General features: G+C 32.9%; 18 protein-coding genes. 10 read left to right on the top strand and 8 right to left on the bottom strand.

Features of this window, described 5'->3' with window-relative positions; all coding sequences use genetic code 11:
* The first annotated feature begins 9 nt into the window (after positions 1–9).
* The 5 genes from AAC069_RS02465 (at position 10) to AAC069_RS02445 (ending at position 2,604) form a co-directional block, all read left to right on the top strand.
* The gene (locus tag AAC069_RS02465) at positions 10–366 is read left to right on the top strand and encodes a cytochrome C oxidase subunit IV family protein (RefSeq protein WP_091083261.1); all 357 of its coding nucleotides are present in this window, start codon (positions 10–12) and stop codon (positions 364–366) included.
* An 88-nt stretch (positions 367–454) separates the two neighbouring features.
* Positions 455–1,096 carry a hypothetical protein gene (locus tag AAC069_RS02460; protein WP_339918932.1) on the top strand — a complete coding sequence of 214 codons (642 nt, stop codon included), beginning with the start codon at positions 455–457 and terminating at the stop codon, positions 1,094–1,096.
* Between the two features lie 11 nt (positions 1,097–1,107).
* Complete coding sequence (locus AAC069_RS02455) at positions 1,108–1,794, top strand: SCO family protein (protein ID WP_339918931.1); 687 nt, start codon at positions 1,108–1,110, stop codon at positions 1,792–1,794.
* 5 nt (positions 1,795–1,799) lie between these two features.
* Positions 1,800–2,342, top strand: a complete 543-nt coding sequence (locus AAC069_RS02450) for a DUF420 domain-containing protein (protein ID WP_339918930.1) — start codon at positions 1,800–1,802, stop codon at positions 2,340–2,342.
* 34 nt (positions 2,343–2,376) lie between these two features.
* Positions 2,377–2,604, top strand: a complete 228-nt coding sequence (locus AAC069_RS02445; RefSeq protein ID WP_339918929.1) for a hypothetical protein — start codon at positions 2,377–2,379, stop codon at positions 2,602–2,604.
* 12 nt (positions 2,605–2,616) lie between these two features.
* Here AAC069_RS02445 and AAC069_RS02440 read toward each other — a convergent pair whose 3' ends face one another.
* Positions 2,617–4,026 carry a DUF4403 family protein gene (locus tag AAC069_RS02440; RefSeq protein ID WP_339918928.1) on the bottom strand — a complete coding sequence of 470 codons (1,410 nt, stop codon included), beginning with the start codon at positions 4,024–4,026 and terminating at the stop codon, positions 2,617–2,619.
* Positions 4,027–4,223: 197 nt separating this feature from the next.
* Between AAC069_RS02440 and AAC069_RS02435 the strand changes: the two genes are divergently transcribed.
* From AAC069_RS02435 to tsaB, 3 genes are read left to right on the top strand one after another with little or no spacing between them, the layout of a single operon-like run.
* Positions 4,224–5,594: a TolC family protein gene (locus AAC069_RS02435; RefSeq protein ID WP_339918927.1), complete on the top strand. Its 1,371-nt coding sequence runs from the start codon at positions 4,224–4,226 to the stop codon at positions 5,592–5,594.
* Between the two features lie 6 nt (positions 5,595–5,600).
* Entirely contained in the window at positions 5,601–6,899 is a 1,299-nt protein-coding gene (locus tag AAC069_RS02430; RefSeq protein WP_339918926.1) for an efflux RND transporter periplasmic adaptor subunit, read from the top strand.
* A 58-nt stretch (positions 6,900–6,957) separates the two neighbouring features.
* Complete coding sequence (tsaB, locus tag AAC069_RS02425) at positions 6,958–7,632, top strand: tRNA (adenosine(37)-N6)-threonylcarbamoyltransferase complex dimerization subunit type 1 TsaB (RefSeq protein WP_339918925.1); 675 nt, start codon at positions 6,958–6,960, stop codon at positions 7,630–7,632.
* A gap of 3 nt (positions 7,633–7,635) precedes the next feature.
* Here tsaB and AAC069_RS02420 read toward each other — a convergent pair whose 3' ends face one another.
* The 4 genes from AAC069_RS02420 to AAC069_RS02405 form a co-directional block, all read right to left on the bottom strand.
* Positions 7,636–8,463, bottom strand: a complete 828-nt coding sequence (locus tag AAC069_RS02420) for a mechanosensitive ion channel domain-containing protein (protein ID WP_339918924.1) — start codon at positions 8,461–8,463, stop codon at positions 7,636–7,638.
* A gap of 77 nt (positions 8,464–8,540) precedes the next feature.
* Complete coding sequence (locus tag AAC069_RS02415) at positions 8,541–8,975, bottom strand: YtxH domain-containing protein (protein ID WP_339918923.1); 435 nt, start codon at positions 8,973–8,975, stop codon at positions 8,541–8,543.
* 210 nt (positions 8,976–9,185) lie between these two features.
* The gene (locus AAC069_RS02410; protein ID WP_339918922.1) at positions 9,186–9,386 is read right to left on the bottom strand and encodes a dodecin family protein; all 201 of its coding nucleotides are present in this window, start codon (positions 9,384–9,386) and stop codon (positions 9,186–9,188) included.
* Between the two features lie 128 nt (positions 9,387–9,514).
* The gene (locus tag AAC069_RS02405; protein WP_339918921.1) at positions 9,515–10,414 is read right to left on the bottom strand and encodes a NifU family protein; all 900 of its coding nucleotides are present in this window, start codon (positions 10,412–10,414) and stop codon (positions 9,515–9,517) included.
* 158 nt (positions 10,415–10,572) lie between these two features.
* Between AAC069_RS02405 and AAC069_RS02400 the strand changes: the two genes are divergently transcribed.
* A complete protein-coding gene (locus AAC069_RS02400) occupies positions 10,573–11,571 on the top strand; it encodes a type IX secretion system membrane protein PorP/SprF (protein ID WP_339918920.1) in 999 nt (332 codons plus the stop codon).
* Positions 11,572–11,584: 13 nt separating this feature from the next.
* Entirely contained in the window at positions 11,585–12,100 is a 516-nt protein-coding gene (locus tag AAC069_RS02395; protein ID WP_339918919.1) for a gamma carbonic anhydrase family protein, read from the top strand.
* 8 nt (positions 12,101–12,108) lie between these two features.
* Here AAC069_RS02395 and AAC069_RS02390 read toward each other — a convergent pair whose 3' ends face one another.
* The 3 genes from AAC069_RS02390 to AAC069_RS02380 are packed head-to-tail and all read right to left on the bottom strand — an operon-like array spanning position 12,109 to position 14,309.
* Complete coding sequence (locus AAC069_RS02390; RefSeq protein ID WP_339918918.1) at positions 12,109–12,822, bottom strand: LytTR family DNA-binding domain-containing protein; 714 nt, start codon at positions 12,820–12,822, stop codon at positions 12,109–12,111.
* Between the two features lie 44 nt (positions 12,823–12,866).
* On the bottom strand, positions 12,867–13,949 hold the full coding sequence (locus tag AAC069_RS02385) for a sensor histidine kinase (protein ID WP_339918917.1): 1,083 nt from the start codon (positions 13,947–13,949) through the stop codon (positions 12,867–12,869).
* Positions 13,950–14,309, bottom strand: a complete 360-nt coding sequence (locus AAC069_RS02380; protein WP_339918916.1) for a DUF4907 domain-containing protein — start codon at positions 14,307–14,309, stop codon at positions 13,950–13,952.
* Positions 14,310–14,423: the final 114 nt, after the last annotated feature.

Below are 14,423 nucleotides of genomic sequence, written 5' to 3'. Positions count from 1 at the left end.
ATTATTATTATGTCACACGAGCACGAATATGTATCAAATACCAGTAGAATCTGGAAAGTTTTCGGAATATTATCTATGGTTACTATCGTAGAAGTAATTTTAGGTATTCTTAAACCGGACTCATTGCACTTGAGTCATTTTCTAGGATTGAGTTTGCTTAACTGGATCTTTTATGGTCTGACAATATATAAAGCATATTATATCGTTTATGCATTTATGCACATGGAGGGTGAGAAAAGCGCTCTAAGATATGCAGTTGTGCTACCGGTAATATTTTTAATTTTATATTTACTTTTTATTCTTTTGACTGAAGGTAATTATATTTATGGGGTTTTTAAAGATTCGACCATTAAATGGAATTTTTAACAATATATTAATTCAAAAAAAGGGTATCCGTCGCGGCGGATGCCCTTTTTTATTTTATTTTTGTACCCTAAATGACATCTCCATAATAATGAAAAAAAATATCGTTCTTTTTGTTCTTTTTATATTGCCTATAGTGGCTTATCTTTTTTTTGCATCTGGTGTAAATGGTTTTACTAAATTACCTGTGATTACGCCTAAGATTAATGATTTTGGAGATTGGCAGTCTTTGGATGGAAAGAAAGTTTCGTTAGACAATAAGATAACTATTTTAGGTTTTGGCGGGTCTAACCTTATAGAAAACCGCGGTAACCTTTTCAATCTTAATGAAAAAATATACCAACGCTATCATACCTTTAAAGATCTTCAGTTTGTTATGCTGTGCCCTGTAGGTACAGAAGATGATGTCAAAAGCATTTTGGACGCTTTAGACGAATTTACAGATGTTTCTCAATGGCACTTTTTGTTTGCTACTCCTCAAGAGATTAACTCATATTACGACCAATTAAAATTAGTGGGTAAATTAGACAGTCATTCTGGTACTCCAGATGTGTATATTGTGGACAAAGCGAGAAACCTTAGAGGAAGAAAAAAGGTTAAGGAATATAAGGAAGGTTATAATACTTTCCATCCTTCTGAGTTGAGTAATGAAATGTTAGATGACTTTAAAGTTATTCTTTATGAATATCGTGCAGCACTTAAGAAAAATCACAACGCTACAAAGCAACTTTAAATTTAGAATATATGTTTAAAAATAAATCTTATATCGGGATTTCGTTTATTATTCTGGTTTTTGGAATATACGCGGTTCCTAAAATCATATCCCGAATTCAAAATAATGAAGTTGTAAAAGGAGACCGTTTAGACAAGATTGAAGCCACAAAGGTTATAGATGAGAAATTAATCAAAATAGGTCCGGCACCAAAATTTGATTTAGTCAATCAAGACGGTTTGAAGATTACAAATGATAGCTATAAGGGTAAAGTATATGTTCTAGAGTTTTTCTTTACGACTTGTCCTTCTATTTGCCCGAAAATGAATCAAAGCATGTTATTGATTGAGAAGAAATTTTTTGGCAATCCTAATTTCGGAATTGTATCCATTACTATCGATCCCAAACACGACACTCCTAAAGTATTAAAAGAGCATGCCGAGTTGCTGGGTGTTAGATCCTCAAATTGGAATTTTTTAACCGGCGATAGAGAATACATCTTTGACTTGGCCAATAAAGGTTTTAATCTTTATGCAGGAGAGAATAGTAAAGTGAACGGTGGCTTTGAGCATTCCGGTTTGTTTGCTTTGATAGATAAAGACGGAAATATCCGTTGTAGAAAAGATGATTTTGGAAATCCTATCTTGTATTACGATGGATTGGATAAAAAAGGAGTTAGAGATATTCAACAAGATATTAATATTTTATTAGAAGAATAAATAAGATGAACGAGAAAAATTTAGAGCAGAAGTATAATAAATGGATTATTCTTTTATCCGTTTCGATTCCATTAGTAGTTGTGTTGCTTTTTAGTGTGAATTTAAAGAAAATGGGTTTTGCAGTAGAGCCTCTTAATTTTTTGCCTCCTATTTATGCCACTATTAATGGTATAACCGCAGTTTTATTAGTGTCTGCTGTAATGGCAATTAAGAAAGGGAATCGAAAATTGCACGAAAATTTAATGAAAGGTGCTATTGGTTGTTCTATTCTTTTTTTAGGGATGTATGTGTCCTACCATATGACTTCAGATTCAACAAAGTTTGGAGGAGAAGGTGTTGTGAAATATGTATATTATTTTATATTATTTACACACATCATATTATCTGTGATAATTATTCCTTTGGTTCTGATAACGTATGTTCGTGCTTTAGCTCAAGTATTTGATAAACATAAGAAAATTGCTAAAATCACTTTTCCAATCTGGTTGTATGTTGCTGTTACTGGTGTTGTCGTCTATTTAATGATTTCTCCTTATTATGTCAGATAGAATAATGGAAAATAAGAAACTGGAAAAAAGGGTTATGAAAAAGAGAATTACAGTATTATTTTTTATTCTTTCTTTATTTTTTTCTCTAAATGTTGGAGCACAATGCGCTATGTGTAGGGCAGCATTAGGAGGTAAAGAGAATAATGTACAGGCGCAGGCGGTTAATGACGGTATTGTTTATCTAATGGCAATTCCTTACATTCTGGTTGCGGGAATTGGTTATGGTGTGTATCGAATAAGAAAAAATAAAAAATTGGATTAAAGCGATTCGTTTTTATTTTAATCCATCAATGGAAATATTAATTTCTCCATTTACTTTGATGAAAGCGATTATTGCGTTATTTGTTAATTGTACTTTCCGGAACTGTATGTCTTCCATCTTTCCGTTTACATAAACACCTGGCAGAGGGGAATAATTTTTCAGATAGCCCATCATAGTCTTTTTGCCTTCATCTAAATTAGTTTGAATGGAATATCGACAATTTTCTTTTATTTTTCGAAGAACTAATCCTTGGGCGAGCCAGTTTGCAGTTCGCATTAATTTGTTTTTAGTGTCTAAAACATAATCTAATTCGTCAAAATATATTTCTTTAGACTTGTCGTCGTATTGCGGAAATCCAGATAAATAAATTTTACCGTTTAAGGATCCTGATAGATCTAAGGCAATAACCATTTTGCCGTTTTTGTGCCAAATTTCGACATCTTGTACTTTTACTTTTTTTCCTCCTGACTCAAACTCTTGTCCAGCAAAATTTTTCTTCATTATTTTAGAAGCATCGTTATAGGTAGATACAGCAACGATATTAGCTGAAATTTGATTTTGAATTTTAGTTACTGGTTTTAAGATGATTTTATTTAAATCAAATTTGGATTCGGGTTGTTGCCCTATCAGAGTTTCCATGTTGCACTTCATTCCCATTTGTAGTGAAAATTCATCCTTCTTTAGTTTTGATGCAGTCGTATAGATTTCTAAAGGAACGATTCTTAACCAGCTTTCGTAGTTCTCATTGATCTGAAAAGGGACGTATATTTTTTCTAAAGCGGTTAGTACGTTTGGTTTAAAATTCATTGATTTACTTACTGCTTCATCAATTTTTCGCTCGATTTTGGACTTGAATAACCTTATCGCTGGGTTGATCAAGTAGGTAACTGGAATGTTTTTGCCAAAAACAGTCGTAGTAGGACTTTCATTCCAATCTAAAGAACTCAGTTCTGTTTTGGTATTTAATTTCCAATTAGTCAAACTAACATCACTTGTTAGTGTTACTACTCCATTAAGGTTAAACTCCTGGGTTTTGTAAAATTCAGTACCTAGTGTTTTTGTTCCTATCCTGTATTTCACGAGAACTTTTAGAGGCAAGGTAGTTTTGATTCTGTCTCCTGACTTTTCATTGGTATTTTCTATTGATATAGGGGCTAGTTTCCATATTTGCATTTCTATATCATCATCTTCGATAGTATTGTCTTCGTAGATTAGTCCGTTTAAAAGTGCGTTGGTTTGGTTTTCAATGTCTTTTAGCTTCACTGTAACCGGTAATGTAATAAAAGAAGGAGTGTTTTCATATACCAAAGGACTAGCGTCATCTGGTTCCGGTTTTAATGAGGTTATTTTTTGAGAGGGAGAGCAGCTAATAAAAAGCATAAAGGTGAACGCAAAAAGTAGGAGTGAAGCAGGTTTTGGCATTTGTTCTAATTTGAAGGTGCAAAATTAGTGAAAGAAATATATTTTTTTGTTTTTTTGTAACAAAAGGATGTTTTAATTGTCTAACCTATTTTAAAGGATAGGCTAAACCCATTGAGATTTTGTATTTTTATTCAAAATTCATGAAACGTAAAAGTTGCTTTGGGGTAGCCGTTACATTAAAATTTATTCAAAAAAACATGTCAAATAAAATCTATTTTAGTTTAATTCTATTGCTGCTGTACTGCTTGCCTTCTAATGCCCAATCTAAAAAGTGGACATTAAGCGAGTGCGTAAATTATGCGTTAGAGCATAATATTTCGATCAAACAAACGGAGTTAGATATTAAAACATCGACCATTGATAAAAGAGGAGCAGTTGGGAGTTTTCTTCCTTCATTAAATGGTAACGCATCGCATTCTTGGAATATTGGTTTAAACCAAGATATTACGACGGGACTTTTGCAAAATCAAACGACGCAGTTTACTTCAATTGGGGCAAACGTAGGAGTTGATATTTATAAAGGTTTACAAAACCAAAATACTCTTAGAAGAGCAAATCTTTCTATAGTTGCGGCTAAATATCAATTGTTAAAAATGCAAGAGGATATTGCGCTCAATGTTGCAAATGCTTTTTTACAAGTGCTTTTTAACAAGGAAAATTTAAAAGTGCAAGCAGATCAAATGAGTATTAATCAAAAGCAATTAATTCGTTCTCAAGAATTAGTTAACGCGGGGACGATACCTAAAGGAGACTTATTAGATGTTAAAGCTACTTTGGCATCCGACAATCAAAAAGTGATTACTGCTGAGAATTCATTGTTGATTTCTAAGCTAAGTTTAGCACAGTTATTACAATTGGATAATTTTCAGGATTTTGATGTTGTAGATGATACGGAGGCTAAAGATGAAAATAGTATATTGTTGCAGACGCCAATTGCTATTTATGATAAAGCGAAGGAACAAAGAACAGAGTTGAAAATAGCCCAAACTAATTTAGAAATAGCCGAAAAAAATGTAGCTATCGCAAAAGGAGCTTTGCAACCCACTTTAAGGGGGTTCTACAACTTCAATACTCGAATTTCATATGCGGATATTGCTTTGCGTGATAATAGCGGAAATGTGATAGGAACTCAAGCTCCTCCTGCGTTTTTTAGTCAGTTCGGAGATAATAAGGGACAATCGTTTGGAGCGCAATTAACAATTCCTGTGTTTAATGGATTTGCAGCTAAGAATAATGTAGAGCGTTCTCAAGTAAACTTGGAGAAATCCAAAATTGCCGTAGAGCAACAAGATTTAGATTTGCAAAGAAATGTTTATACTGCATTTACGGATGCAAAAGGGGCGTTAAATGCTCATGAATCATCGATTGTAGCTTTAGAGTCCAGACAGGAAGCGTACCATTATGCAAAAGAAAAATTTGATGTTGGCTTGATGAACTCTTTCGATTTAAACCAGTCTCAAACTTTACTTTCTACAGCACAATCTGATGTGCTTAGGACTAAATACGATTACATTTTCAAAATCAAAATATTAGAATTCTATTTTGGAATTCCTATCATTAAAAATTAATACATTATGTCAAAGAAAACAATTTATCTCTTAATAGGTGGTGCTATTGGTATTATCGCCTTATTAATTATACTTTCAAAAACTGGAGTTATTGGAAATAAAGATAAAGGGAAGGAAGTTGAAACTGCTGTAGTCAATGCTACAACAATCGTGGAAACGGTTTCGGCTACCGGTAAAATACAACCCGAAATTGAGGTTAAAATTTCGTCTATGGTTTCTGGGGAAATTATTTCATTGCCAGTTATCGAAGGACAAGTAGTTAAAAAAGGAGATTTATTAGTTAAGATCAATCCGGATTTATATACGTCTAGTTTAAATAGAACAATTGCAGGTTTATCTGGATCAAAAGCAGGATTGACTCAGGCAGAAGCTCAGTTTAGAGAGGCTAAATCAAGCTACGAAAGAAATAAAGTGTTATTTCAAAAAGGGATTATTTCTAAATCTGATTGGGATAAGTCAATCGCGTCTTTTGAAGTAGCTAAAGCCACGAAGGAGTCTGCTTATTTTAGTGTAAAAAGTGCTTCTGCTTCAGTAAGTGAAGCTCAGGACAACTTAGGGAGAACTATAATTTATGCTCCTGCAGACGGGACTATTTCGATGCTTAATGTAGAGTTGGGAGAAAGAGTATTAGGGACGCAACAAATGACAGGTACTGAGATTTTGAGGGTTGCTAACTTGAACAATATGGAAGTTGAAGTAGATGTAAACGAAAATGATATTGTAAAAATAAAAGTAGGAGATGCCGCTAAGGTGGAAGTTGATGCTTATTTGAAAAAACAATTTAAAGGTATCGTTACCAGTATTTCTAATTCTGCTAGTTCAGCTTTAACAGCAGATCAAGTAACTAATTTTAAAGTAAAAGTAAGAATTCTTAAAGAATCGTATATGGATTTATTAGAAGGAAAGCCTGCGGCTTATTCTCCTTTTAGACCAGGAATGACTGCGACAGTTGATATTATTACTAAAACAAAGAAGAATATTTTGGCAGTGCCAATAAGTGCTGTGGTTGTGAAATCAGATACCGCAGCGGTTAGCGATGTAAAAGCAATGGAGCCTTCGGATGATAAAAAAGAAGCCCCTAAGAGCGACAAAAAATTCGAATGTGTTTTTGTGAAAGTTGGAGATAAAGCTAAAATACGCGTTATTAAAACCGGAATTCAAGATGATACTAATATTGAAGTGAAGAGCGGTCTTAAAAAAGGAGATGTTGTGATTACGGGACCGTATACGACTGTTTCAAAAGATTTGAATTCGGGTGATATGGTGTATGTGAAATCAGAAAACGATAAAGAAAAAAGCAAATAGTTTTAGTTTAGATTTGTACTTTTGCCAATAAATAATTTGGATCTTAAATAGAAAAGTATTGACCTATATTCTTAACATCGAAACGTCAACTAAAAATTGCTCGGTAACAATCGCTAAAGATGGAGAAACCGTCGTCTGTAATGAAATTGCAGAAGAAGGGTACTCACATGCCGAACGATTGCATGTGTTTATTGAAGCAAGTTTAAAAGAAGCGGGAATTGTATATAAGGATTTATCTGCGATTGCGGTAAGTCAAGGTCCGGGATCTTATACCGGGCTCCGCATAGGTGTTTCTGCCGCTAAAGGCCTGTGTTACGCGTTAGGGGTTCCTTTAATAGCAGTAGATACTTTACAAACATTAGCTGCTCAGGCGACTGTTTCTAATGGATTGATTATTCCGATGATTGATGCCAGAAGAATGGAAGTGTATAGCGCGATATTTACTACTGAATTAGAGAGAAAAAGAGAAACTCAAGCCGAAATTTTAACTGAAAATTCATTTGAAGAGTTAGAAGGTACGGTTTATTTTGTTGGAGATTGTGCTGAGAAAGCACAGACTGTTTTGACCAAAGAAAATTTTTCTTTTCTGGAAGAAATCAAATATCCTTCAGCAAACGAAATGAGTCTTCTTAGTTTTGAGAAGTATAAAAAAAGCGACACTGTTGATGTCGCTTATTTCGAACCTTTTTACCTGAAAGATTTTATGGTAAGTCCGGCAAAAAAACAAGTATAGCAGTTAGTCTGCAACTTTAGATATTTCTTTTACATAAGGTTGTATCGCTATTCCTGCAGCATCAAAAGCTGTTTTACAATTTTCTAAAGTTTCAGTGAAGACAGTACCAAAATCTGCACTGTTTGCCCAAGGACGTACTGCCAGTTCAATAGCGCTATCGGTTAGGTTTTTTACAAAAACTTCCGGTTTAGGTGTTTGAAGTACTTTTGGGTTGTTATCTAAAATTGACAGAATTAAATCTTTCGCTTTTTTAATATCTGAATCATAAGAAATCGCAAAGGTTAGATCAGCTCTTCTGAATTTTTCCAAAGAATAATTGGTTATTGTTCCGTTAGAGAGAACACCGTTTGGAATAAATACGGTTTGATTGTTAGGGGTAATTAATTTGGTTACAAAAATTTGGATTTCACTAACGGTACCAAAAATTCCCTGCCCTTCTATTGTGTGTCCTACCTTGAATGGTTTAAAAAGAATAATTAGCATTCCTCCTGCGAAATTAGAAAGCGATCCCTGAAGTGACAATCCTACAGCTAGTCCCATTGCACCAAGAATGGCCACAAAAGAGGAAGTCTCTATTCCTAATTTTGATATGAACGTCACAAATAATAGTACTCTTAAAACCCAAAGAAGAATATCGGCGAGAAACTTTGTCAGCGTAGGGTCCAGTTCCCTCTTGATCATTATCTTTCGTATCAGTCTATTGATGATTCGGATAGCATAAAGTCCTATAAATAATATAAGAAATGCAGAAATTAGATTTGGCGAATATTCAATAAAAACTTTTAAGAAGTTACTGGCATAATCCGTAACGTATTTTGAGTCTACATACATTTTTAAGCTAATAAAAAACCCTCTCTAAAGAGAAGGTTTGTGTTTATGTGGCAAAAATACGAATTATTATTAAATGACTAATCAGCATCTTCTTCAATTCTATTTCTAAATTCTTTTGAAGGGGTTTCGTTATTTAAAGAACTTTCAATTTCTGGTATATCAGAATGAGATTCTGTGCTTTCTTTGATGAAAGTTTCTGTTTTCTTTACGGCCTCAGCGGTACTTTCTTTTACTGTATTAACAATGTTCCCTAAAATATCGCCAGCTTCTTCAGCGTACTCGCTAACGGCTTCTTTTGTTTGATTGGCGTAATCGTGGGCTTTTTCAATTATCGGAGTAGCAGCTTCTTTGGCTTTTTCTATTGAGTCCTCTACGAATGCATCTGCTTTCTCTATGTAAGGTGCTGCATTTTCTTTTGCATATTCTAAAGTCAGTTCTGCTTTGTCGGCCAATTCACTAGTGGTTTCTTTGGCAGAGCCAAATAAGTTTTTAAAAAATGATGTTACTCCCATGGTTGTTAGTGTTAGATTAGACTACAATAATAATCAATTTTTTTATGCGAAAAGATATTATTTATTAATATGTAGTTGATATTCAGTATCTAAAGCTTTTTTTTTATTTAAAAATAAACGATAAGCACTTTGGGTGTCTTTGTTTCGTTTTTTAAAAAACTATTGGAAATAAAAAAAGCGTCTCTGACGAAACGCTTTTTTTACTTTTAACTATTCAAGTTCAAAGGTCACTTTAAGGGTAACTCTGTATTCTGAGATCTTCCCTTCAACTACAGCGGCACTTTGATCTTTAATGTAGACCGACTTTATGTTTTTTAACGATTTTGAAGCTTTTGTAATCGCTTTTTGCGAGGCATCTTCCCAACTAACCGTTGAGTTGGCAAGTAATTCAATAACTTTTAATACTGACATAATTTCTATTTTTTAAAGTGAACTTAAATTTAGTAATTATTTTCGAAAAAACGTACTAAAAAGCGTGTTACTTTTTTTTAAATAATACAATGTCAGTAGGTTGCGTTACTTGTTGTTGTCTGGCTTATTTATGCGTTTACTGCTTCTACTTGAATTTGCTCATCATTAAGCATGCTTTTTAACATGTTTTCAATACCGGATTTTAATGTAAATGTTGAAGATGGGCAGCCACTACAAGCACCTTGAAGTATTACTTTTACAATTTTATCATTTTCATTATAAGAATCAAAAACAATGTTTCCACCATCAGCTGCAACAGCAGGTTTTACATATTCTTCAAGAATATTGATGATTTGTTGGGAAGTGACGTCTAGATTGTCAAACTCCTGTGTTTTAGTTTTCTCTTCTTTTTCAGTAGCACCAAGCATGGTTTCATCAAGAACGACTCCTCCGTTTTCGATAAATTGCTTAATAAAACTTCTTAATTCTAATGTTATTTCTTCCCAGTTGTTGATTTCATATTTAGTAACAGAAATATAGTTTTCATCAATGAAAATTTCTTTTACGTAAGAAAATTTAAACAACTCTTTTGCTAAGGGAGAAGCAGCAGTATCGTCGATGTTTTTAAACTCAATAGCGTTTTTAGTCAACATTCTACTTACAACAAATTTAAGGGCAGCCGGATTAGGAGTTGTTTCTCCATAAACGGTTATAGGTTGTTTTTTTGTTTTGTTTTCGTCGATTGTTATAATTGTCCCTCCATTGCTAACAAAAGTATCTATTTGCTCTGCTACGGCATCTTTTACATCTTCCCATTCTACAATGTTATATTTTTCTATGGCGATGAAGTTTCCGGAGATGTATACTGTTTTTACAAACGGCAAATAAAACAGCTGCTGTGCAAGTGGAGATGATTTTGCCTCGTCTATGTTTTTAAATTCAAAACTTTCATTTTGAGTAATGAAATCTTCAAATTCAAATTTAAGTATAGTTGGGTTTTGTGTTTCTTTTATGGTAACTTTTGTCATGATATTTATAAATTTTTACAAATTTAGTAAAGTTATTTTCTACGATTAACTATATTTGATTTATTAATGAATAAATTAACTTTATTTTAATTGTCTGGGTGGGTTTATGTCATTTTTTTAAGTGCATTAATATTCATTTATTATTTAATAGTATTTCAATGTATATAAAAATCAAATTTTTAATTGTTCTTTTCTTTGTATCATCATATACTTTCTCGCAAGAAGGGATAGCAGTCTATTCCGATTATTTATCAGATAATTACTATTTGATCCATCCCTCTATGGCAGGTGCGGCAAATTGCGCGAAAATAAGATTAACAGCTCGAAAGCAGTGGTTTGGTCAAGAGGATGCTCCGGAACTTCAAACTTTAAGTTTTAATGGAAGGGTTAGCGAAAAAGCGGGAGCAGGAATTATTCTTTTCAATGACAAGAATGGATATCACTCTCAAAAAGGAGTGAAGCTTACCTATGCTTATCACCTTATGTTTTCTAGAGATGAAATTGATTTGAACCAATTGTCCTTTGGTATTAGCGGTGGTTTGATTCAGAGTCAACTAGATGAAACTAGTTTTTTACAATCTGGAGACTTTGATCCTATTATTGATGGAACAATAGTGCAAAAAGATTCTTATTTTAATGTAGATATTGGTGTATCTTACAATTATTTAGATTTTTATGCACACGGAACAGTGAAAAATGCTATCGAAACGAGAAGAGATATTTATACGGAGTACGAAAGTGATAATTTACGAAAATATTTATTGAGTGCCGGTTACGTTTTTGGAGATCTTGACAGAATATTATTAGAGCCATCCATACTATTCCAACTTGTTGAAAAAACGCAAGAGAAGTCCATTGATGTAAACATGAAGGCTTATAAAAATATGGATTTCGGAACACTTTGGGGAGGTTTGTCTTATCGCAGAAGTTTTGATGGTGCGCAATACACTGATGGCAATGGTATCTCAAAGCAAAAATTACAATACATCACGCCGATTGTTGGTGTGAATTTCAATAACTTCATGTTTGCGTACACGTATTCACATGTTTCAGGCGCTGTCAAATTTGATGACGGAGGCTATCACCAGATTACATTGGGTATCAATTTATTTTGCAAACCCGTTAAATACGAATGTAAATGTCCTGCCATTAATTAAATTCAGATACTTAATGTTAATAAAATCTGTCAACGGAAAGTCACCTCTTATACCTGAGGATTGTTATGTGGCTGAAAACGCCACTATTGTAGGTGATGTGAGTTTTGGAGAATCGTGTAGTGTTTGGTTTAATGCCGTTATTAGAGGAGATGTAAATTTCATTAAAATAGGAAATAAGGTGAATATCCAAGATGGAGCGGTCATTCATTGTACCTATAAAAAGCATCCTACAATCATAGGTAATAATGTGTCAATTGGACACAACGCAATAGTTCATGGTTGTGTGATTAAAGATAATGTGTTGATTGGAATGGGAGCGATAGTAATGGACAACTGTTTAATTGAGAGTAATTCTATCGTTGCTGCCGGTGCTGTTATAACACAAAATACAACGGTCGAGTCAGGATCAATATGGGCTGGCGTTCCTGCCAGAAAAGTGAAAGACATCGATCAATCAGATTTTGCAGGTGAGATTGAACGTATTTCGAATAATTATGTAATGTATTCGGGTTGGTTCAAAGAAGAGTAGTTATTGAATTATAAGTTAATCTTTTCAAAGAATGAATTTTTGTAGCTTTCACTAATCGGAATCCTTTTTTCGGCAATTAGAACCTTGTTTTTCTGAATTGACTTTATGTGTTTTATATTGATTATATACGATCTGTGAATCCTAGAAAATCCTTTTGAAGAAAGTAAATTTTCGAGTTTTATAAGGCTAATAAGTGTCAATGTGTATTTATTATCTGTAGTATAAATTTTGACGTAGTCTTTAAGTCCTTCGATATATAAAATATCAACAAAATTAATTTTAACATTTTCATATTCAGCTCGTACAAACATAAAATCTTGCTCTATCTCTGGAGTAGAAATTAGAGCTGCAGGAGTAGAAAATGCTTGTGGACTAAAAATTTGTTGTGCTCGTAAAACGGATTTTAGGAATCTATGAAACGGGATTGGTTTTACCAAGTAGTCAACTGCACCTAAGTTAAATCCTTCTACAGCGTAATTAGAATAGGCAGTAGTGAAAATTATAAGTGGTTTTTTATCTAATGCATTTATAAAATCTATACCAGAGAAATGAGGCATTTCTATGTCTAAAAAAATCAAATCGACGTTTGTGTGATTAATCACAGCTAAAGCATCAATAGCATTATTAAAGGTATTTACTAGTTCGAGTGTTTCCACCTTGCTAACAAATTCTTTGATTAAATCAACAGCTAATGGTTCGTCATCTATAATAACACATTTCATTTATTTCAATTTTAGTGGTGAATAAGCCCTTCTAATTATTGCTTTTATTCTTTTATTTGATCGAGTTTTAAGTTTAAATGCAGACTGTATTTATCAGTTGTTTCTATAATTGTTAGTTTGTGCGCATTTGGGTATAAAAGATTAAGACGGTTTTCCATATTGGTCATGCCAATGCCTGAATTATTGGGGTCTTTAATATAGTTTTCAATCTTATTTTCAATCCAAAAGTCTAATGTGTTCTCTTCTATTATAATTTTAATTTTCACATAAGTCACGCCCTTGTAATCCGTTCCGTATTTAAAAGCATTTTCTATAAATGTAATTAATAATAAGGGTTCGATATACTTGTTTTTTGTGTCTCCATGAATATTTATGAAAATATTTTCAATATTACTCAATCGAAGCTTTTGTAACTCAATATAGTTTTTAATGTAGTTTAATTCTTTTTCAAGAAAAACGGATTTGTTATCAGTTTCATAGAGCATGTATCGCATCATTTCTGATAGGGTAACAATGGCGTCAGGAACGAGATCTGATTTTTTATAAGCTAAGGAGTAAATACTATTTAGGGCATTAAACAAAAAGTGAGGATTTGTTTGTTTTCTTAAATAATTTAATTCGGCCGAAGTTCTATGAGTTTCCGCTACTAGTTTGTTTTGTTGACTTGTATAAATCTCAGATAATGTTTTTATTACGATACTACAGGCCAGTATGAATATATAGAAGACAGCTGGTAAAAGCCTAAAAATAAAAGGACGTTTATCTCCAGAATGTGGGGCTAAACGCATTGACTCGTTTTCAATAGTTAATAGGTTTCTAGGGCGAGGCATTTCTCGAAATTCAGAAATTGTATAGGTCACTCGAAAAGCCATAAATACAAAAATAATTAAAAGCACAATCGCTAAATAGTAGCCATATTTCTTTTGTAAAAGTAATCTAGGAACAAAATAGAAGTAATTGAGATAAAATAATACAATCCCTGTTCCCCATTGAATAAAAAAATCAGGGGTTATGTAGAAAGGACTTTCGTAAAATTGAATCAGTGAGGAACAAATAAAAAAGCACCATACTACAGAATGAATTAATATGTTGTTCTTTTCGGTGCTTTTAATTTCGTTTAAGGTCATTTAGATTTTTATAGATAATAGAAGTAAATCTTTTTTTGTTACTGTAGGTGATAAATTTGAATTCAATTTCTCTAAAACTAATTGACCTACTTTAAGGGCTTCTTCCTCTGTTTTGAAACTTTTATTTTCAGAAATAACAGGAATTACAGTCTGTTTTATGATAATTTTTTCTTCTAATGTGATGACATAACCCCATCCATTTTGCGTTTTTAAGGAAGCTAGATTTAAGTCCTCATTTTTTTTGCAAGATATAAATAAAAATAAACATACTAAAAGTAGCTTTGTTATTGTTGATCGAAAGGATAAATTCTTCTGGATTTTTGTCCAGAAGAATTTTTTAGTTGAATTAATTATCATCATCACTTTGTTCGTCAAATGGTTTAAATTCCCATGAATCATCAAAATATGAAGAACCAGTTCTTCCTAATAAAATAAAACCACGTTCGTTGATTGCAAATCCTGTTGCATCTGTTC

It is taken from the genome of uncultured Flavobacterium sp., from assembly GCF_963974175.1.
Taxonomy (GTDB): Bacteria; Bacteroidota; Bacteroidia; order Flavobacteriales; family Flavobacteriaceae; genus Flavobacterium.
The sequence above is the reverse complement of the archived record's forward strand: the minus strand, read 5'-3'. Positions and strand labels throughout refer to the sequence as shown.

Coding starts and splice junctions, on each gene's coding strand:
- AAC069_RS02405 (WP_339918921.1), bottom strand. CDS start 10,414: ATGACAAAAGTTACCATAAAAGAAACACAAAACCCAACTATACTTAAA.
- AAC069_RS02465 (WP_091083261.1), top strand. CDS start 10: ATGTCACACGAGCACGAATATGTATCAAATACCAGTAGAATCTGGAAA.
- AAC069_RS02415 (WP_339918923.1), bottom strand. CDS start 8,975: ATGGGAGTAACATCATTTTTTAAAAACTTATTTGGCTCTGCCAAAGAA.
- AAC069_RS02385 (WP_339918917.1), bottom strand. CDS start 13,949: ATGACCTTAAACGAAATTAAAAGCACCGAAAAGAACAACATATTAATT.
- AAC069_RS02400 (WP_339918920.1), top strand. CDS start 10,573: ATGTATATAAAAATCAAATTTTTAATTGTTCTTTTCTTTGTATCATCA.
- AAC069_RS02450 (WP_339918930.1), top strand. CDS start 1,800: ATGAACGAGAAAAATTTAGAGCAGAAGTATAATAAATGGATTATTCTT.
- AAC069_RS02460 (WP_339918932.1), top strand. CDS start 455: ATGAAAAAAAATATCGTTCTTTTTGTTCTTTTTATATTGCCTATAGTG.
- AAC069_RS02420 (WP_339918924.1), bottom strand. CDS start 8,463: ATGTATGTAGACTCAAAATACGTTACGGATTATGCCAGTAACTTCTTA.
- AAC069_RS02395 (WP_339918919.1), top strand. CDS start 11,585: ATGTTAATAAAATCTGTCAACGGAAAGTCACCTCTTATACCTGAGGAT.
- AAC069_RS02445 (WP_339918929.1), top strand. CDS start 2,377: ATGAAAAAGAGAATTACAGTATTATTTTTTATTCTTTCTTTATTTTTT.
- AAC069_RS02455 (WP_339918931.1), top strand. CDS start 1,108: ATGTTTAAAAATAAATCTTATATCGGGATTTCGTTTATTATTCTGGTT.
- AAC069_RS02435 (WP_339918927.1), top strand. CDS start 4,224: ATGTCAAATAAAATCTATTTTAGTTTAATTCTATTGCTGCTGTACTGC.
- AAC069_RS02440 (WP_339918928.1), bottom strand. CDS start 4,026: ATGCCAAAACCTGCTTCACTCCTACTTTTTGCGTTCACCTTTATGCTT.
- AAC069_RS02410 (WP_339918922.1), bottom strand. CDS start 9,386: ATGTCAGTATTAAAAGTTATTGAATTACTTGCCAACTCAACGGTTAGT.
- AAC069_RS02430 (WP_339918926.1), top strand. CDS start 5,601: ATGTCAAAGAAAACAATTTATCTCTTAATAGGTGGTGCTATTGGTATT.
- AAC069_RS02390 (WP_339918918.1), bottom strand. CDS start 12,822: ATGAAATGTGTTATTATAGATGACGAACCATTAGCTGTTGATTTAATC.
- AAC069_RS02380 (WP_339918916.1), bottom strand. CDS start 14,309: ATGATGATAATTAATTCAACTAAAAAATTCTTCTGGACAAAAATCCAG.